Origin of the sequence: Arthrobacter sp. LAR12-1-1.1, from assembly GCF_040676555.1 — a bacterium.
Classification (GTDB): domain Bacteria; phylum Actinomycetota; class Actinomycetes; order Actinomycetales; family Micrococcaceae; genus Arthrobacter.
The window spans coordinates 130172-148481 of record NZ_JBEGIG010000023.1 but is presented as its reverse complement, the minus strand read 5'-3'; the positions used below and the strand labels follow the sequence as shown (position 1 = coordinate 148481).

Genomic DNA, 18310 nt, shown 5'->3' with positions numbered 1-18310 from the left:
GCGTGAGCACGGCGGTTCGAAACGGGGCCGGCTCATTTTTTCTTTTTCCGACTAAACGGGAAATAGGGGTTGTGACCGGCCGGGCCCTGGTAGGTCCGCCGGCCCGGCAAGGGAACATCGCCCCGGCCCAGACCGCCCTGCGCGGTGCTGGGGAGGTCCTCGGCCGGCAGATATCCGCCCTCCGGACCGGACGGACGCCCGTAAGGGAACGAGTCCTCTTCCCGGATGTCGGGGCCTGCTCGGAACGACTCGGCGTCGAACCCGCCGGAAATTCGCGGAATCAGGCCTGTATCCACCGAGGTGGTGGCCCGCTCCGGCGCCCTTCGCACCTCCGGTGCGCCACTTGCCTGCGGCTCGGGGGCGCGGCGCCGGAGCCGCCCCAGCAGCGGCTGCAGGAGATCCTGCAGCTCGGTCACCCGGAAGAGCTTCAGCAGCACGAAGTAGGCGGCCAGCATGACGGGACCGACGACGACGATCGTCACCAGAGCGGCGATCCGGTCGCTCCAGGCGTAGCCGTCCGGGTTGTAGCTGCCCAGCATCCACAGCGCCACGGCTCCGGCCAGAGCCGAACCCAGGGCCGCGTAGCCCATACGGATGTAGGAGCTTGCGATGCGGGGTCCGTCCAGGTGGCCCAGGAGCCGGCGCAGGAAGATCGCGCTGACGATCACGGAGAGGATATTGCCGCCGGTGTAGAGGATGGCGATGGCGAAGATGATCTGGTCGAACGGCAGGAACTGGATCGCGAACGCGGCCGCCACGTTGACCAGCGCCAGGACCAGCTGGATGAAGAACGGCGTCCGGGCGTCCTCGTTGGCGTAGAACACCCTCGACATCATGAAGTTGGCGCTCATGAACGGGGTGCTGAGGGCCAGGATGGTGAGGGTCTGGGCCAGCATGACGCCGTCCTGGCGCACGTTGCCGGAGAAGAACATGCCCAGCGGCCCGGCCAGCGCGAAGAGCGCCAGCGCGCCGAAGACGGTGGCCACGGCCATGGTCCGCAGCCCGTGGGAGAGCGCGCTGCGCAGCCCGGCCCGGTCGCCGTCCTGCGATGCCCGGGTCATCCGGTTGAACAGCACGGTGGCCAGGGACAGGGCAATGATGGAGTGCGGGAGCAGGTACAGCTGGCTGGCCACCTCCAGCACTGCGTTGCCCGGAATGGTGGCCGCCGCGGGGTCCCCCGCTTGTTGGAGGCGCGCCCGTTCCGCGCCCGGGATCGTGGCGATGCGCATGACGTAAAGGAATGCCAGCTGCCCCACGGCGGCCGTCGCCAGGGTCCAGACGCTCAGCTTTGCGGCATGGCCCAGCCCGACGCCGCGCCAGCCGAAGCGCGGCCGCAGCCCCAGCCGGAGCCTAAACACGGGAATGAGCAGGACGGCAGTCTGGGCGACGACGCCGCTCGTGGAGAACCCGGCCACGAGAATGGTCTGGGCGGACCCCCAGTTGTCGATCGTGTGGGGATTGGCGGCATTGGCGCCCATGATGGCGATGAACATGCCCAGCCCGGCGATCGCCACGACGTTGTTGACGATCGGCGCCCACATCGCGGGCCCGAAGGCCCCGTGGGCGTTCAGGACCTGGGTCAGCAGGGCGTACAGGCCGTAGAAGAAAATCTGCGGAAGGCACCAGAACGCGAACGACACCGCGAGGGCCTTCTGTTGCGGCGAGTAGCCCTGGGTGGTCAGTTGAATGACCGTAGGCGCCAGCAGCGTGACCAGCAGTGTGAGCACCAGCAGTACCAGGACCGCCAGCGTCAGCAGCCGGCTGATGTAATCCGCACCCTTGTCCGGCGCCTTGCTGGCCTTGATGATCTGCGGTACCAGAACAGCATTGAACACCCCGCCCGCCACCAGCAGGAAGATCAGGTTGGGGAGGTTGTTGGCGTTGATGAACGTGTCATTGACGGAGGAGCCCAAGCCCAGGGCGGCCGCCAGCATCCAAGTCTTGGCGAAGCCCAGGAAACGCGAAACGAGGGTTCCGGCGGCCATGATGGCGCTGGAACGGGCTTCACCGGACTGGACAGCTTTGGAATCGGCGGGGCCGGAGGGTACGGGGGCGGGTTTGGCAGATGACATCGTCTTCATCGTCTCACCCGTGCGGGGCATTAGTCGCTATCGGTGGCCGGGACCGGCCGCTCCTGCGGCCCTTAGCGGTCTTCCGGGAGGACTTCCTTGGCCAGATCCGCGATGCGGCGCTCATTCGGGAAGGACAGCTTGCGGGCCAGCTCCTGGATAGGAACCCACGCGACGTCGACTGCTTCCTTGTCCGGATCGTTCTCGATGGTGAGTTCTCCGCCCGTGGCCCGCAACAAGTAGTGGTGCACGGTCTTATGGACGCGGTGCCCGCTAACGGTGAACCAGTAGTCGATGCTTCCCAGCGGTGCCAGGATCCGGCCTTCGATCCCGGTTTCCTCGGCGATCTCGCGGACGGCAGCTTCCTCGTTGCTTTCCTTGCCTTCCGGGTGCCCTTTCGGCAGGCACCACTCTAGACGGCCGCCGCGGTTGAGGCGCGCGATGATCGCTACCCGCAGGTCGGAGTCGGACATGTCCACCACGACGCCCCCGGCGGAGATTTCCTCCACGGTGGGCAGGGAAGCGTGGCCCGTGTGCTGGACAGGCGCGACATTGGCACCTATTGCCGACGGCAACGGTGCGTTTGTCCTCCTGCCGGGAGCGCTCGGTACGGGATGGGCCATGAGGTCCACTCTAACGACTCTTGCCCGCTGTTGATGACCTAAACATGGCCCTAAAGTGGACGGCCGGGAAAGTCGGCCCGCAGCAGTTCGTACGCAATCGTGACGAACCGGCCGGATCCTCGTGGGTTCCGGTGTGGTGCTGGCGCGGTTTTCTGACAAGCTTAAGTAACTATGGCGCACGCACATCACAAGACTGACTCCCACACCGTTTCTTTCCAGGTGGATCCGGTGGTTCTGGAGCTCGGGCAGCGCTTCGTCGACGCCGGCCACGAGCTGTCCCTCGTGGGCGGGCCCGTCCGTGACCTGTTTCTTGGCCGGATCTCGCCCGACCTCGACTTCACCACTGACGCCACGCCGGACCAGACCGTTGCCCTGATCAAGAAGTGGGCGGATAACTACTGGGAGATCGGGCGCGCCTTCGGCACCATCGGGATGCGCAAGGGCGAGTTCCAGATCGAAATCACCACGTACCGGGCCGACGCCTACGATCCGGAGTCCCGCAAGCCGATAGTGGCCTTCGGAACATCCCTCACGGATGACCTGCTGCGGCGGGACTTCACGATCAACGCCATGGCACTGCGGCTGCCCATGCTGGAGCTCGTCGATCCTTTCGGCGGCGTCCGCGACCTGCACGCCTCGATCCTCAACACGCCGGGACCGCCGGAAACGTCCTTCTCCGATGACCCCCTGCGCATGATGCGCGCGGCGAGGTTCGCGGCCCAACTGGGGGTGTCGGTGCACGCCGAAGTCCGCGAGGCGATGGTCCGGATGGCGGAACGGATCAGCATCATCTCGGCCGAACGTGTGCGCGATGAACTGATCAAGCTCATATGCGCCGCGCAGCCGCGGGCCGGCGTGGACCTGCTGGTCGATACCGGACTCGCGGACCTGGTGCTGCCTGAAGTCTCGGCCCTGCGACTCGAATCCGATGAACACCACCGCCACAAGGACGTATACCAGCACTCGCTCCAGGTCCTGGAACAGGCCGCCGCCCTGGAATCGAAGGCGGACGGCCCGGTTCCCGGCCCGGACTTTGTTTTGCGGTTCGCGGCGCTGATGCACGACGTCGGCAAGCCGGCCACGCGGCGCTTTGAACCGGGCGGTGCGGTGAGCTTCCGCCACCACGACATGGTGGGCGCCAAGCTGACCGCGAAACGCATGAAGGCGCTCCGCTTCGACAACGACACCATCAAGGCCGTGGCCAGGCTCGTGGAGCTGCACATGCGCTTCTACGGTTACGGTGAGGCCGGCTGGAGCGATTCCGCGGTCCGCCGCTACATCACCGACGCCGGGCCCCTCCTGGAGCGTCTGCACCGGCTCACCCGCTCCGACGTCACCACCCGGAACCAGCGCAAGGCGGACAGGCTGTCCTTCGCCTACGACGACCTCGAGGACAGGATCGCGGCCCTGCGGGAGCAGGAATCCCTCGACGCCGTCCGCCCGGACCTTGACGGCGGCCAGATCATGGCCCTGCTCGGTCTCAAGCCCGGTCCCATGGTGGGCCGCGCCTACAAATTTCTGCTCGAAGAACGCATGGAGCACGGTCCGCTCGATCCCGCCGTCGCCGAATCCCGCTTGCGGGACTGGTGGGCGGCCCAGCCCGAGGCGGCGCCCGCCGGCGCCGAACTTTCCACCACTGAGGAGTCCTAAGTGACTGCACCATCCAACGGCCCCCGCCCCCAACTGTGGATCCTGCGGCACGGCGAAACAGAGTGGTCCAAGAGCGGGCAGTACACCGGGCTCACCGACATGCCCCTCACGGTCGAAGGCGAGCAGCAGGCCGTGGAGGCGCGCAGGGTGCTCGAGACTGTCGACTTCGACCTCGTGCTGACCTCGCCCCTGCGCCGCGCCCGCCGGACCGCCGAGCTCGCCGGCTACCCCGACGCCCAGCTGGAACCGCTGGCGGTGGAATGGGACTACGGCGACTATGAGGGCATCAGCTCAGACCTCATCCGCAAGGACAACCCGGAATACCTGATCTGGACGCACGGCGTGCCCAACGGTGAGGCGCTCGACGACGTCGCCGCCCGTGCGGACAAGATCGTGGCGCGGGTACTGGAATCGGGCCTGGACAATGTGCTGATCGTCGCGCACGGACATTTCTCCCGCATCCTGACCGCCCGGTGGCTTGGACTCGACCCCCGCGAGGGCCGGCATTTCGTGTTGGGGACGGCCAAAGTCTGCACGCTGGGATGGGATAAGAAGACACCGGCAATCGTGCGCTGGGGACTCTAAAACCGGTTTTTAAAACAAAGTCAAAGAAAGTTTATGAATTCGGTAGGCAACTGCCGCATTCATAGTGTATTTTTATTTCTGACCCCAGAGCGACTTGCCGGGGTCACGGCGCACGTCGCCCGGCCAGTCAGCCGGAGCCACGGCAGGACAGAAAAGGAGGTTGGGGAAATGATGATTACTTTGACTAGCGGATGGATGTACTGCACCACCGCCACCCCGGCCTCGTTCGCTGAGCCGCGCCCAAATGTCGGACTGACTGTTTCCTGACCGCTTTCCCGTCCCAGGTAATGCAAGCTGGGACGGGCGGCAGCCGGCTTCCTCAACGGAACGCCTGGTGACAGCAGCCTGAACACGCGGAACCACGCGGTTGCGCAGCCTCCCCATAGTTCGGAACCCAGCTTCTTGTTGGGGTTTCAGCGCTGCTGCGTCCTGGGGCCACTCTCCATCGAATAAATTCCCCGTATCCGGAATTCCGGCTTAATTTAGAGCCCTAGAATTTCGCGCCTAATTGTCGCGCCCGGAATCGGCTGTTCGAATTCATCGCACCTATGGCTTTATTTGCCGTGCCCAAAATATGCCGTCCGTTTCACCCGGCCATTCCCCACTAAGTCGCACCGAACCGGTCTGCAAATCCCCCACCAATGAAAGGACCCCGTGGCTACCGCAACCACCGCTTCAACCCATCGCACCGCCGTACCCGCCGCCAAGACGCACCGATCCAGCCACCGAGGGGAGGTAAAAACCATGATGAACAAGCTCTATACGGTCCTGTTCAGGAAACTGGCGCACAGGGAGTCAACCCGCTTCAACGGCCAACTCCTGGACCAAAGACGAAACGAAACCTTCCTCGCCATGTATCAGGCCGGCCTGATTCGCTGAACCCCTGATCTGCTGACTGCCGGACACTTCCGCCACTGGTGCATGGACCAATCCCGTGCAGGCACGAAGCCCGTTACCGGCAGGACTGTTCGCAGCGAAGGAGAACCTGTGACTGACATCGGAACCGATCCCAGAGGAGCCCGTGCGGCGACGCGCGGGCTCCTTCTTTTAAGCCCCGTTCGTCTCCCCCGTTGCCGTGGGGCGGGCGATCCGACGTGCCAGGAACTCCGCAGCGCGGCGTGGGGCAACGGCCCCCGGTAAGCTCGAGGGCATGCAGGAGACAAAGCCGCCGGAGCGCAAACGGGTCCGATTGGTCATCCCGAGCCGCAGCGACCCTTTTCTCCGAAACTTCACGGAACTGGTAGGTGGTCCGTTGGGCCAGCGCTCGGCGCCCGGGATCGTTTCGCCAGGATTCTTCACGGTGGAGCGTGTTCTGGTGATCCTCACAGTCCTCGCCGCCCTGGCCGGGATTCTGCTCAAGAACTTCTGCCGCACCAACGGCTGGGAAACGCCCGGGCAGTTCTACGCCACGTGCTACTCGGACTTTCCGGAACTGTTCCGCAACCGCGGCCTCGGCGATGGCGCCTTCCCCTTCATCACCCAGGGAAGCCTCTTTGAGTACCCCGTGCTGATGGGGCTCATCGCGGGCGCCACGGCACTTCTGGTGCCCGGTGCCGGCACCGGAGACCCCCGTGTCCTTGGCTACTTCGACGTCAATGCCACCCTGATCGCCGCGGTCTGGATTATCACCGTGCTGGCCACGGCACGGACGGACCGGCGGCGGTCCTGGGACGCGGCGATGGTTGCCCTCGCCCCGGGCATCGTCCTCGCCGGCGTCATTAACTGGGACATGTGGGCCGTGTGCATGCTGGCTCTTGGGATGTACTTCTTTTCGCGAAACAAGCTGGTCCTCGCCGGAATCTTCATCGGCCTGGGCACGGCCACCAAGCTATACCCCCTGTTGATCCTCGGTGCCGTCCTGCTGCTGGCGCTCCGGAGCGGGCGCATCCGGGCGCTCCTGATCACCGCTGGTGCCGCAACCGCGGCCTGGCTGGCGGTCAATGTCCCGGCAGCCGCGGCAAATCCGGACGGCTGGAAGTACTTCTACCAGTTCACGCAGGAGCGGCCGGCGGGCTACAGCTCACCCTGGTTCGCCTACAACCTGGTGGCTGGCCGGCTGGGCTTGAACCCGCTTCAGGCCGAAGCCATCAACTCCCTCGCACTGGACCTGTTCCTCCTGGCCTGCATCCTGATTGCGGTCCTCGCACTGACAGCACCCCGGCGCCCGAGGATCGCGCAGTTGGTCTTCCTGATCGTGGCCGCATTCATCCTGACCAACAAGGTGTACTCGCCCCAGTTCGTGCTGTGGCTGATCCCCCTCATCGCCCTCGCCCGGCCCCGCTGGCGTGACTTCCTCATCTGGCAGGCCATCGAAGCACTGCACTGGGGCGCCGTCTGGATGTACCTCGGGCAGGCGACCAGCGGCGGTTCGACCCAGCACAACATCGATATGCCCTACTACGTCCTGGCAGTGGTGGCCCACATGCTCGCCACCGCCTACCTGATGGCGCGCGTCGCCTGGGACATCTGGGATCCGTCCCACGACGTGATCCGCGGGCACCGGATCGATGATCCGCATGGCGGCCCCTTCGACGGTGCCCCGGACTGGCTGCGGATTGATCTCCGCCGGCCTGCGGCGTCCGTAGTGCCGTGGCGGAAGAGTGCCGTGGCGGAAGGCCACCGCCCATGACTGACGTCGCCGTCGTCGGCTCCGGCCCCAACGGGCTGGCCGCGGCGGCGACCATGGCGCGGGCCGGACTCAAAGTCCACGTGTTCGAGGCGGCTGCCACCCCCGGCGGCGGACTCCGCACCGCCGAACTGATGGAACCGGGCCACTTCCACGACGTCTGTTCAGCCGTGCACCCCATGATTCTGGCCTCACCTTTCTTCCGCCGGTTCGAGCTGGCCCGGCGCGTGCCCCTGGAAGTGCCGGAGCTCTCGTACGGATCCCCGCTCGACGGCGGCCGTGCGGCGCTGGCCTACCGCTCCCTGGACCGCACTGTTGCGGAACTCGGGCGGGACGGCGCCGCCTACCGCCGGCTTATGGAGCCCCTGGTGCGGCGGGTGGAGGGAGTCGCAGACCTGACCCTGAACCAGCTGCTGCGGATTCCGGGAGATCCTCTGGCAGCCGCTGCATTCGGTCTCCGGGCGCTCGAACAGGGCTCGCCGCTGTGGAATGCGAGGTTCAGTCAGGACCTGGCTCCCGCACTGCTGAGCGGGGTCGCCGCGCATACCGTGGCGCCCCTGCCCTCGGTCACCTCGGCCGGCGCCGGCCTCATGCTGGGCGCCCTGGCGCATGCCGGCGGCTGGCCTGTTCCGCGCGGCGGATCGGCCGCGATTGCCCGGGCGCTGACCGCCGATATCGAAGCCCATGGCGGCGTGATCGAGACCGGGAGGCGGATCGCTTCACTCGCGGAGCTGCCGCCGGCCCGGGCCACCCTGCTGGATGTGGCGGCCCCCGCGCTGCTTCACCTGGCGGAGGGCAGGCTCCCGGCACGCTACCGGAGCGCCCTGGCGTCCTTCCGCTTCGGGAACGCGGTCTGCAAGGTCGACTTCATCCTCTCCGGACCGGTGCCGTGGGCGGCGGCCAGCCTCGCCGATGCCGGGACTGTGCACGTAGGCGGCACCAGGGCGGAAACCGCCGAAGCGGAGCGCCAGGTGGCATCGGGACGGCATCCGGACCGGCCCTACGTACTGGTCTCCCAGCCCTCGCGTTTCGATGCCGGCCGCGCCCCGGCCGGCCGGCACATCCTGTGGACCTATTGCCATGTTCCGGCCGGCTCTGCCGTGGATATGAGCGACGCGGTCATGGCGCAACTGGAGCGCTTCGCACCCGGCTTCCGGGACCTGGTGGTCCAGTTCAAGGTGACGACGGCCGCCGGGCTGGCGGCGTACGACGAGAACTACGTCGGCGGGGACTTCGGCGCCGGCCGCATGGACCTTTGGGGCATACTGCGGCGCCCGGTGCTGAGCCCCGTTCCATGGCGGACGCCGCTGCCCGGCGTGTACCTGTGTTCCTCGTCCACCCCGCCGGGTCCCGGCGTCACCGGGATGCCCGGCTTCCACGCCGCCAGGTATGCCCTCCAGGACATGTTCGGGCTCGGCGTACCTGACCTCGGGAACCGGGTCCCCTAACCCAACCGCGGGGCCCCGAAGCCCGTGTCCGCCGCCGCCGACGCGGCCGGCGTCGCCACCATGGAGGACAGCCGTCCGTCGCGCATGCTCGCCACGGCGTCAGTGATCGGGACGAAGTCGGTGTCGTGGGTGACCATGACGGTTGCCACGCTGAATTCGTCCGTGACCTGCCGCAGCAACCGGACGATCGCCTCGCTGCGGTGGTGGTCAAGAGCCGCCGTCGGCTCGTCCACGAGCAGCACGGCAGGATTTCCCATGAGTGCCCGGGCAATGTTGACACGCTGCCGCTGCCCGCCGGAGAGCTGGTGGGGCCGCTTGGCCAAGGCGTGGCCGAGACCCACGAGGTCCAGCAGACCGGCCGCGCGTTCCCCGGCCGCGCGGGCGGCCCCGCCGCGCAGACGCTGGGTGATCACCAGCTGCTCCATCGCCGTGAGGGAGGGCAGGAGGTTGGGCTGCTGGAAGATGATCCCGATCTTGTCCCGGCGCAGTGCGGTGCGCCCGGCGTCGGGGAGTCCGCCGGCGTCCTGGCCGTCGATCACCACCAGGCCGGCGGAGGGCCGGACGAGGGTGGCGGCGACGGCCAGCAGGGACGACTTTCCGGACCCCGACGGGCCGATGAGGGACACAAACTCCCCGGGGTGAACTTTGAGGCTCACGTCGTCCAGGGCTTTGAGGGTGCCGTCTCCGTCCGGGTACTCCAGGGTGACGTTGACAAGGTTCAGGGCAGCGTTGTTCAGGGCGGACTTGTTTACGATGGACTTGTTCAGTGCGGAATTCACGAGATATGCCTTTCGAAGAATATACGGGACCGGGCCTGGGGCCGGTCAGTTGCCGCCGAGGGCGATCAGCGGATCGACGCGCGCAACGCTGCGGACCGCGAGGGCTGCCCCGGCCAGGCCCAGGAGCACGATCCCGGCGATGGGCAGCAGCGTTGTCCAGGGCGTGATGAGGAACGGCGCCGCCTGGGACGCGAGGACCCCGCCGGCCACGCCGGCCAGCCCGCCTGCCGCGGCGCCGGCCAGCAGGACCACGGCTGCCTGCGCCATGGCGTCCCGGAGGATGTAGCGGGCGGACCCGCCGAGTGCCTTCAGAACGGCGATGTCCCGGGTGCGTTGGACCGTCCAGACCGTCAGGAAGGCGACAATCACGAGGGCCGAGATGCCATAGAGGAATGCCTGCATGAGCAGCAGCGAGCCGTTCTCGCTCTTGTAGGAGCCGAGGGCCTGGAAAGATCCGTCGACGGTGGTGCTGACGGTTCCCGCGGCTGCATTGGCGGCATCGGTATCCACCCCGGGTCCGGCCGTGGAGTCAAAGGTCACGGCCAGCACCGTCGCGGCGCCCGCGTCCGGCAGGTGTGCCAGCTTCTGCCAATCGGCCAACGTGGTCCACACGACTCCGGTGTGTGAATACCACTGCTCCGGAACCACGGCCGTCACAACGAGGCCGGTGCCGCCCACCGAGACGCGGCTGCCGGTGCTGAGCTCCAGGTCCTTCGCCAGTCCCGCTCCGACAGCGATGGTTCCCTCTGTCAGCGGGGCGGGGGCCAGTGGCGTGCCGGTCTCGGTGCCGAAGACCGCAACGCTTGCCGTGCGTGCCGGGACGCCTCCGTCGCCGAGGGCCTGGAAGCGGCTCTGGCTGATCCCTAAGGCATCGGCCCGGGCGACGCCGTCGCGTGCCGACCACTGCGACTGTTGGGCGCGCGAGACTTCGGATTCCGTGAACGAGGCCTTGGGCGTGCTCCCTGCCGGGGCGCCGAAGACCAGTTGGTCGGCCGGGAGGGCAGCAAGGGCCGACGTCGACTGGTTGCCGAGTCCGGCCGTCAGCCCGGAAAGCATGACGAGCAGGAGGGTGATGAGCGCGACGACCGCGCCCATCAGGGCGAACCGGCCCTTGGCAAAGCGGATATCGCGGATGGCGAGATACATGGTTGTCCTTTTTCGTGACGTTTGTGGCGTTGCTTCCAGCCTTCCCTCCGCCAGTCCCAGGGGCATCGGCCGCCCGGTTGGATCGCGGGCACCGCAAGGACTGCCCTGCGATCAACCAAAAGGTTGATTCCGCCGGTGGCGGGCCGATTTCCGCAGTTGCCCCTGCCCCGCCGGCACTACGCTGGAAGCATGGAGGGCAACGCCGGCAACACGGTCCACGAGGGCATTGGACACGAGGGCACACGACACGCTGGCACACCCCACGGGGCCACGGGGCACGCGGGCACGGAGCCCACCGGGGCGGCCGTCATTCTGCGCGTCCTTCGCGTGAGCCTTCACGTCGGCTTCGCGGTACTTCTCCTGGTGGCGCTGGTCCGGCTCGTGGCCGGCGGAATCACGGGTCAGGGCTGGGTCACCCTGCTGCTGGCCCTGCTGCTCGCCGCCTTCTACCTCGCTGGCACCGTTCTGGAGAAAAGGCATGCAGCCCACAGGACCCGGTTCGATCCGCGGCCCTACTCGGCCTGGTGGCTGGGCGGCGTCAGCGTCCTGTGGCTGCTGCTGATCTGGACCAGCGCCGACTTCGTCTGGCTGGCCTTCCCGCTGTTCTTCCTGGAGTTGCACGTGCTCCGGCGCCGGCTGGCGCTGCCCGCGATCGCACTCAGCACCCTTTTTGTCATTGGGGCGCTCTGGTTCCACAACGGCGGTATCGCACCGCCGGAGCTGCCCATGGTGCTCGGGCCCGCGTTCGGCGCAGCCTTCGCTGTGGTCACAGGGCTGGCCTACCGGGCGCTGTTCCTGGAGGCGGAAAACCAGCGGCTGGCGGCCGAAGAGCTCCGCCGCACCCGTGCCGAACTCGCCCGAACCCAGCACAATGCCGGCACCCTGGCCGAGCGCACCCGGCTGGCCCGCGAAATCCATGACACCCTCGCCCAGGGCCTGTCCAGCATTGTGCTGATGGGGCGCGCGGCCGAGAAAGCCCTGGACGACGGCGAACCCGCCGTGGCACGGGAAAGGCTCCGCATCGTCCGGGACACGGCCGCCGCGAATCTTGCAGAGGCCCGCAACTTCGTCCGGGCGCTCCAGTCCCCCGACCTCGAGGACGGCTCCCTCGTGGCCGGCCTCCTCCGGCTGTGTGAAAAGACCGAAGCGGAGACCGCCGCGCGCGGTACCGGGCTGCGCTGCCGCCTCGACGTCGAAGGCGTGCCCGTGGAACTCCCCGCGGCCCACCAGACCGCCCTGCTCCGGGCCGCACAGGCGAGCCTGGCCAACGTCCGGATTCACGCGCAGGCGAGCACCGCCGTCGTCACCCTTTCCTTCCTGGGCCCGGAAGTGGCCATGGACATCTACGACGACGGCACCGGGTTCGACCCCGCCGCCTTGCCGGCCCGTCCGGACGGTTCCGGTTATGGGCTGACGTCGCTGCGGGAACGTGTGGCCGCCCTCCACGGCCAGCTGGACATCGAGTCTGCCCCGGGTGAGGGGACCGTGGTGGCCATCCGGCTGCCACTGGGCGACGAGCCCGGCACCGCGCCCGGTTCCAATGCCGTGCCGGCGCAAGCCAGCGGGGACCGGCAATGAACAACATCCGGGTGTTCCTGGTGGACGACCACCCGGTGGTCCGGGCCGGGCTGCGGGCGATGCTGGGTGATCTGCAGGGCATCACAGTGGTGGCCGAGGCGGCCGACGGCGGCGCCGCCCTGGCCGGACTGGCCAAGCTCCATACCCTGGGCGAGCCTGCGGACGTGGTGCTCATGGACCTGCAGATGGGCGCGGGAATGGACGGCGTCACCGCGACCGGCCGGATCAAAGCGGGAGAGGCCGGGCAGCCGGCGCCTCCGGTGCTCATCCTCACCACCTTTGACTCCGACGCCGACATCCTCGCTGCCGTCGAGGCCGGCGCCAGCGGCTACATGCTCAAGGATGCCCCGCCGGAGCAGATCCGCCAGGCGGTGCTCTCCGCCGCGGCCGGCGGTACGGCGCTGGCGCCCGAGGTCGCGGCCAGGCTGATGGGCCGGATCAGGAACCCGGAGCCGGCCCTGTCCGTCCGCGAGATCCAGTTGCTCGAACTGCTGGCCACCGGGATGGGAAACCGGGCCATCGCGAAGCAGCTGTTCATTTCCGAGGCCACGGTCAAGACCCATCTGGTGCATATCTACGGCAAGCTCGGCGTGGACAACCGCACTGCCGCGATCGCCGTTGCCGCGCAGCGCAGGATCATCCGGCGGCCCTAGGCGTTCCGGGCACGGGAAGTCCGTGCCTGTGTCACGTGCCGCCGCTTTGTGACACGGGGGTTGTCAGTGGTCCGGGGCATAATGTCGCAATGGGGAACTCATCAAAACTTGCACTGGCCCTTGTGGGTCTGGTTCTTGGCGCCTCGCTGGTCGCCTGCGGAGACGGCCGGGACGGCGCGGAAGGCGCCGCCCAGCAGCTCGCCAGCGCGGTGTCCGCGCTCGACGTCGGATCCGTCGCCTTCGAGGGGAAGGAGTCGGGCGCCGCCAACGACCAGCTCAAGGAAATTTTCCAGGGACTGGACCCGGACAAACCAGCCGTGCAGGCCGGCCAGCTGACCTTCGAGTCGGACACGGCCACGTTTCCGCTGAACTACACCTGGAAAGTCGGCGCGGAGGAATGGAAATACACCGTTTCCGCACAGCTGAAGAAATCCGGGGACAAGTGGCTCACGGTGTGGAAGCCGGCCATGCTGGTTCCCGACCTCGCTGACGGGGAGATCATCACCCGGGCCACCCAGACGCCGCAGAGGGCCTCCATCCTGGGCGCCGGCGGGGCCCCGCTGGTCACGTACCGGCCCGTTGTCAACGTTGGCATCGACAAGCCAGCGCTCGGCGGCGCGGACCCCTCCGACTCCGCCACCAAGCTTGCCCAACTGGTCGGCGTGGACCCGGCAGCCTACGCCCAGCAGGTCGCGGCGGCCGGTCCGGACGCCTTCGTCCCGGCCATCACCTTCCGCGAGGACGGTTCCCGGACCATCACCGACGAGCAGATCTCCGCCATCCCCGGCGGCCGCGCCGTCCCGGACAGCCTGCCGCTGGCACCCACCCGCACGTTTGCGCGGGCACTTCTGGGTACAGTCTCCGAGGCGAACGCGGAGCAAATCGAGAAGTCCGGCGGCGCGCTCAAGCCCGGGGACACCGCCGGCGCCGGGGGCCTGCAGCAGCAGTACGACGCGCAGCTGCGCGGAACCGACGGGATCGTGATCCGGGCACAGAAAGCCGGACTCACCACCGCGGAAATCCAGGCGGCGTCTCCCGACCCGAGGCGGGTGCTGTTCGAGACCGGCATCAAACCCGGAACCCCGCTGAAAACCACCCTGGACCCGAAGCTGCAGCAACTCGCGGAAGACGTGCTCGGCAAGGTCGGCCCTGCGTCGGCCATCGTGGCGCTCCGGCCCTCCAGCGGCGCCGTCCTGGCCGCCGCGTCCGGGCCGGGCAGCAACGGCTACGACACCGCAATGCTGGGACAGTATGCCCCCGGATCGATCTTCAAGATGGTCGATTCCCTGGCCATGTTCCGCAACGGGATGACCCCCGATTCCAAGGTGGACTGCCCGGCAACCCTCACGGTGGACGGCCGCACCTTCAAGAACGCCGAGGGATACCCCGAGTCCTCCCTGGGCTCCGTGACGCTGCGCGACGCCTTTGCGCACTCCTGCAACACCGCCTTCATCAACGCCCGCGACACCGTCAGCCAGGCGCAACTCGAATCTGCCGCGACCTCGCTGGGCGTGGCAGTCGAAGCGCCCGCGCTCGGCGCCGCAGCGTTCCTCGGCTCCGTCCCCGGGGAAGCCGCAGGAACCGAACACGCCGCCTCCATGATCGGCCAAGGCAAAGTGCTCCTGTCCCCGCTGGCCGCCGCCATCATGGCCGGCTCGGTAGCCAAGGGAGCCCCGGTGGCCGCCCAGCTGGTCTTGAATCCGAATGAGGGCGTCACTTCACCGGGCGCCGAGAGCACGCCCACTGCCGGCACCGGAACAGGCACGGCGCCTGCCGCCCCGCCCTCCGGTGACGCGTCGGCGTCGGCGTCGGCCGCGGCACCGGCTACGGCGGCCGAAACGCCGGTAACGGCAGCGGAAGCCGCGGCGTTGGCTGACATGATGCGTGCCGTCGTGACCAGCGGGCATGCCGGGTTCCTGGCCGCCGTCCCGGGCGAGCCCGTCGGCGCGAAGACCGGAACGGCTGAGTTCGGCAACGACACCCCGCCCAAGACCCACGCCTGGATCGTGGCGGCGCACGGTGACCTCGCCGTCGCCGTGTTCGTGGAGGACGGCGGCCTTGGAGCCACCACGTCCGGACCGCTGCTCAAGGAGTTCCTCACCCGGGCCAGCTGAGACGCCGGACCGGAAAATGGTGGATGCTCCCCCGCGTTGTTGTGCGGGGGAGCATCCGTCGTTCGGGTGTCAATAGTGCGGGAGCGCCTCAGGCGGCGAAGCCGTCCGCAATGTCCAACACGGCGTCCAGTACGGCCAAGCCCTTTTGGGTGTCTTCCACGCTGGTGTTGCACGGCGGGACAACATGGATTCGGTTGAAGTTCGCGAACGGGAGCAGCCCGCGGGACTTGCAGGCCGCCACCAGCTGGTTCATTTCCGGGCTTGAGCCGCCGTACGGGGCCATGGGCTCGCGGGTCTTCCGGTCCTTGACGAGTTCGATCGCCCAGAAGACGCCCTTGCCGCGGACTTCACCAACGGAGCGGTGGCGCTCGGTGAATCCACGGAGGGCCGGTCCGATCACCGTCTCGCCGAGGGCTGCCGCGTGCTGGACGATCTGTTCGTTCTCCATCGCGTTGATGGTCGCCACGGCGGCAGCCGCCGCGAGCGGGTGGCCCGAATAGGTCAGGCCGCCGGGGTAGACACGCTTGCCGAACGTGGCTGCGATCTCCGGGCTGATTGCCACCCCGCCCATCGGAACATAGCCGGAATTCACGCCCTTGGCGAAGGTCAGCAGGTCCGGAACGACGTCGAAGTGCTCGACGGCGAACCAGGTTCCGGTGCGGCCGAAGCCGGACATGACTTCGTCGGCGATGAAGATGATGCCGTGCCGGGTGCAGAGCTCGCGGACGCCCTGCAAGTATCCCGGGGGCGGCACGTAGATCCCGGCCGTGCCCGGGATGCTTTCCAGGATGAGGGCGGCGATGGTGGAGGGGCCTTCGAAGCTGATCAGCTGTTCCAGGTGTTCGAGGGCGCGCTGGCTTTCCTCCTCCTCGGTGGTGGAGTGGAAGGCGGTGCGGTACAGGTACGGCGGGAAGAAGTGGACGGTGCCGGTGCTGGCGGTGTCGCTGGGCCAGCGCCGGGGGTCGCCGGTGACGTTGATGGCCAGCTGGGTGCCGCCGTGGTACGAACGGTAGGCGGAGAGCACCTTGTGGCGGCCCGTGTGCAGACGGGCCATGCGGATGGCGTGCTCGTTGGCGTCCGCCCCGCCGTTGGTGAAGAAGATCTTGTCCAGTCCGCCGGGCGTGCGCCCGGCAATCAGGCGTGCAGCTTCGGAGCGCGCGTCGTTGACGTAACTCGGGGCAATCGTGCACAGCTTGGTGGCCTGTGCTGCGATGGCGGATACGACGGCGGGGTGCTGGTGGCCGATATTGGTGTTGACCAGCTGCGAGGAGAAGTCCAGGTACTCGTTGCCGTCGCCGTCCCAGACGTGGGAGCCCTCGGCCGCGGAGATGACCATGGGGTCGATGAGGTCCTGGGCGGACCAGGAGTGGAAGACGTGCTTGCGGTCCAGTTCGTAGGCGCGGCGGGCGCCCTCGGCGGCCTCCTGCTGCGGGAGGGTTTCGTTTTCAAGGGTCGAGGTCATGACAGCTGCCTTTCGGATACGGGTGGCTTAGGCGTTCTGCGGGAAGCCGAGGTTGATGCCGCCGTGGCTTGGATCCAGCCAGCGGGAGGTGACGGCCTTGCCGCGGGTGAAGAAACCGACGCCCTCGGTGCCGTGGGCGTGGGTATCCCCGAACAGCGAGTTCTTCCAGCCGCCGAAGGAGTAGTAGGCCATGGGGACCGGAACGGGGACGTTGATGCCCACCATGCCCACCTCCACTTCGTTCTCGAAGCGCCGCGCCGCGCCGCCGTCGTTGGTGAAGATGGCGGTGCCGTTGCCGTATGGGTTGCCGTTGATCATCTCGAGCGCCTCGTCGTAGCTGTCAACGCGGAGCACGGACAGGACCGGTCCAAAGATCTCGTCCTGATAGATGGACATGTCCGGAGTCACCTTGTCGAAAAGCGTGGGTCCGACGAAGAAGCCGTCACCTTCCGCGTCGGCGGCGATGTTGCGGCCGTCGACGACGAGTTGGGCACCGGCAGCTTCGCCGGCATCAATGTAGCCGGCAACCTTGTCCCGGTGCTGGGCCGTCACCAGCGGGCCCATGTCGCAGCCGCGCAGCCCGTCGCCGGTGCGCAGGGAAGCCGCACGCTGGGCAATCTTGTCCACCAGTTCATCGGCGATTTCGCCCACCGCGAGCAGGGCAGAGATGGCCATGCAACGTTCGCCCGCCGATCCGAATCCGGCATTGATGGCGGCGTCGGCGGCCAAGTCCAGATCGGCGTCGGGCAGCACGATCATGTGGTTCTTGGCTCCGCCAAGGGACTGGACGCGCTTTCCGTTGGCCGTCGCGGTCTGATAGACGTACTTGGCGATCGGGGTGGAGCCGACGAAGGAGACGGCTTTGATGTCCGGGTGGTTGAGCAAGGCGTCGACGGCCACCTTGTCGCCGTGCAGGACGTTGAACACGCCGTCCGGCAGGCCGGCTTCTTTCCAGAGTTCGGCCATCCAGTTCACCGCCGTGGGGTCCTTTTCGCTGGGCTTGACGACGACCGTGTTGCCGGCGGCGATGGCAAGCGGGAAGAACCACATCGGCACCATGGCCGGGAAGTTGAACGGGCTGATGACTGCGACCGGACCCAGGGCCTGGCGGATGGAGTGGACGTCCACGTTGGTGGACGCGTTCTCGGTGTAGCTGCCTTTGAGCAGATGGGGGATGCCGCAGGCGAACTCGACGACTTCCTGGCCCCGGGTGACTTCCCCGAGGGCATCGTCCAGGACTTTTCCGTGCTCGGAGGTGATGATGGCGGCGAGTTCGCCTTTGCGGGAGTTGAGCAGTTCGCGAAAGGCGAAGAGGATCTGGGTGCGGCGGGCAATCGAGGTGTCGCGCCATGCGGGGAATGCGGCCTTAGCCGCGGCAATGGCGGCGTGGCTCTCGTCCTGGCTCGCGAGCGAAACCTGGCCGGTGACCTTGCCCGTGGCCGGGTTGGTCACCGGGGCCGTGCGCGCGCCGGCGGGAACGTAGCTGCCGTTGATCCAGTGCTCGATGATGTTCAAGGTTTCTCCTCATGCGGTATTCGGGGTGCGTTGAGTCCAGTGTCCCTACCGGGAGACGGCAC

At 67.6% G+C, this 18310-nt stretch carries 14 protein-coding genes; 8 read left to right on the top strand and 6 right to left on the bottom strand.

Translation table 11 applies throughout. The features are described from left to right. Positions 1-32: 32 nt before the first annotated feature. Both murJ and MRBLAR12_RS13565 read right to left on the bottom strand, forming a co-directional pair. Entirely contained in the window at positions 33-2081 is a 2049-nt protein-coding gene (gene murJ / locus MRBLAR12_RS13570; protein WP_364746633.1) for a murein biosynthesis integral membrane protein MurJ, read from the bottom strand. A gap of 62 nt (positions 2082-2143) precedes the next feature. After that, the gene (locus tag MRBLAR12_RS13565; protein WP_229993528.1) at positions 2144-2692 is read right to left on the bottom strand and encodes an NUDIX hydrolase; all 549 of its coding nucleotides are present in this window, start codon (positions 2690-2692) and stop codon (positions 2144-2146) included. A gap of 171 nt (positions 2693-2863) precedes the next feature. Here MRBLAR12_RS13565 and MRBLAR12_RS13560 point away from each other — a divergent pair, with 171 nt between their 5' ends. From MRBLAR12_RS13560 to MRBLAR12_RS13540, 5 genes are all read left to right on the top strand, one after another. Beyond that, positions 2864-4342 (top strand): CCA tRNA nucleotidyltransferase, encoded by a 1479-nt coding sequence (locus MRBLAR12_RS13560; protein WP_364746631.1) that lies wholly within the window; start codon positions 2864-2866, stop codon positions 4340-4342. Next, positions 4343-4927, top strand: coding sequence for a histidine phosphatase family protein (locus MRBLAR12_RS13555; protein WP_091560715.1), 585 nt, complete (start codon positions 4343-4345; stop codon positions 4925-4927). A gap of 654 nt (positions 4928-5581) precedes the next feature. Beyond that, on the top strand, positions 5582-5806 hold the full coding sequence (locus tag MRBLAR12_RS13550; RefSeq protein ID WP_229993530.1) for a hypothetical protein: 225 nt from the start codon (positions 5582-5584) through the stop codon (positions 5804-5806). Between the two features lie 271 nt (positions 5807-6077). Further along, complete coding sequence (locus MRBLAR12_RS13545) at positions 6078-7556, top strand: glycosyltransferase family 87 protein (protein WP_229993531.1); 1479 nt, start codon at positions 6078-6080, stop codon at positions 7554-7556. Next, positions 7553-9001 (top strand): phytoene desaturase family protein, encoded by a 1449-nt coding sequence (locus tag MRBLAR12_RS13540; RefSeq protein WP_229993532.1) that lies wholly within the window; start codon positions 7553-7555, stop codon positions 8999-9001. Before MRBLAR12_RS13545 ends, MRBLAR12_RS13540 begins: the two co-directional genes overlap by 4 nt. On the opposite strand, the gene MRBLAR12_RS13535 is transcribed toward MRBLAR12_RS13540, so the two are convergent. After that, the gene (locus MRBLAR12_RS13535) at positions 8998-9780 is read right to left on the bottom strand and encodes an ABC transporter ATP-binding protein (RefSeq protein ID WP_229993533.1); all 783 of its coding nucleotides are present in this window, start codon (positions 9778-9780) and stop codon (positions 8998-9000) included. The two genes, MRBLAR12_RS13540 and MRBLAR12_RS13535, sit on opposite strands and share 4 nt — an antisense overlap. 45 nt (positions 9781-9825) lie before the next feature. After that, positions 9826-10926 carry an ABC transporter permease gene (locus tag MRBLAR12_RS13530; protein ID WP_229993534.1) on the bottom strand — a complete coding sequence of 367 codons (1101 nt, stop codon included), beginning with the start codon at positions 10924-10926 and terminating at the stop codon, positions 9826-9828. A 189-nt stretch (positions 10927-11115) separates the two neighbouring features. On the opposite strand from MRBLAR12_RS13530, the gene MRBLAR12_RS13525 reads away from it, so the two are divergent. The 3 genes from MRBLAR12_RS13525 to MRBLAR12_RS13515 all read left to right on the top strand — a co-directional run bounded on the left by MRBLAR12_RS13525 (position 11116) and on the right by MRBLAR12_RS13515 (position 15271). Then, entirely contained in the window at positions 11116-12504 is a 1389-nt protein-coding gene (locus MRBLAR12_RS13525) for a sensor histidine kinase (RefSeq protein ID WP_229993535.1), read from the top strand. Continuing rightward, positions 12501-13157, top strand: coding sequence for a response regulator (locus tag MRBLAR12_RS13520; RefSeq protein WP_229993536.1), 657 nt, complete (start codon positions 12501-12503; stop codon positions 13155-13157). The genes MRBLAR12_RS13525 and MRBLAR12_RS13520 overlap by 4 nt, the downstream gene beginning before the upstream one ends. Positions 13158-13246: 89 nt before the next feature. Further along, complete coding sequence (locus MRBLAR12_RS13515; RefSeq protein ID WP_364746626.1) at positions 13247-15271, top strand: penicillin-binding transpeptidase domain-containing protein; 2025 nt, start codon at positions 13247-13249, stop codon at positions 15269-15271. An 88-nt stretch (positions 15272-15359) separates the two neighbouring features. Here MRBLAR12_RS13515 and MRBLAR12_RS13510 read toward each other — a convergent pair whose 3' ends face one another. Then, positions 15360-16733: an aspartate aminotransferase family protein gene (locus MRBLAR12_RS13510; RefSeq protein WP_364746625.1), complete on the bottom strand. Its 1374-nt coding sequence runs from the start codon at positions 16731-16733 to the stop codon at positions 15360-15362. Between the two features lie 27 nt (positions 16734-16760). Then, complete coding sequence (locus MRBLAR12_RS13505; RefSeq protein WP_364746623.1) at positions 16761-18248, bottom strand: CoA-acylating methylmalonate-semialdehyde dehydrogenase; 1488 nt, start codon at positions 18246-18248, stop codon at positions 16761-16763. Between the last annotated feature and the right edge of the window lie 62 nt (positions 18249-18310).

What these genes read in the sequence shown, in the direction of transcription:
- MRBLAR12_RS13540 (WP_229993532.1), top strand. Translation starts at nt 7,553, where the DNA reads ATGACTGACGTCGCCGTCGTCGGCTCCGGCCCCAACGGGCTGGCCGCG.
- MRBLAR12_RS13525 (WP_229993535.1), top strand. Translation starts at nt 11,116, where the DNA reads ATGGAGGGCAACGCCGGCAACACGGTCCACGAGGGCATTGGACACGAG.
- MRBLAR12_RS13515 (WP_364746626.1), top strand. Translation starts at nt 13,247, where the DNA reads ATGGGGAACTCATCAAAACTTGCACTGGCCCTTGTGGGTCTGGTTCTT.
- MRBLAR12_RS13520 (WP_229993536.1), top strand. Translation starts at nt 12,501, where the DNA reads ATGAACAACATCCGGGTGTTCCTGGTGGACGACCACCCGGTGGTCCGG.
- murJ (WP_364746633.1), bottom strand. Translation starts at nt 2,081, where the DNA reads ATGAAGACGATGTCATCTGCCAAACCCGCCCCCGTACCCTCCGGCCCC.
- MRBLAR12_RS13530 (WP_229993534.1), bottom strand. Translation starts at nt 10,926, where the DNA reads ATGTATCTCGCCATCCGCGATATCCGCTTTGCCAAGGGCCGGTTCGCC.
- MRBLAR12_RS13545 (WP_229993531.1), top strand. Translation starts at nt 6,078, where the DNA reads ATGCAGGAGACAAAGCCGCCGGAGCGCAAACGGGTCCGATTGGTCATC.
- MRBLAR12_RS13510 (WP_364746625.1), bottom strand. Translation starts at nt 16,733, where the DNA reads ATGACCTCGACCCTTGAAAACGAAACCCTCCCGCAGCAGGAGGCCGCC.
- MRBLAR12_RS13560 (WP_364746631.1), top strand. Translation starts at nt 2,864, where the DNA reads ATGGCGCACGCACATCACAAGACTGACTCCCACACCGTTTCTTTCCAG.
- MRBLAR12_RS13565 (WP_229993528.1), bottom strand. Translation starts at nt 2,692, where the DNA reads ATGGCCCATCCCGTACCGAGCGCTCCCGGCAGGAGGACAAACGCACCG.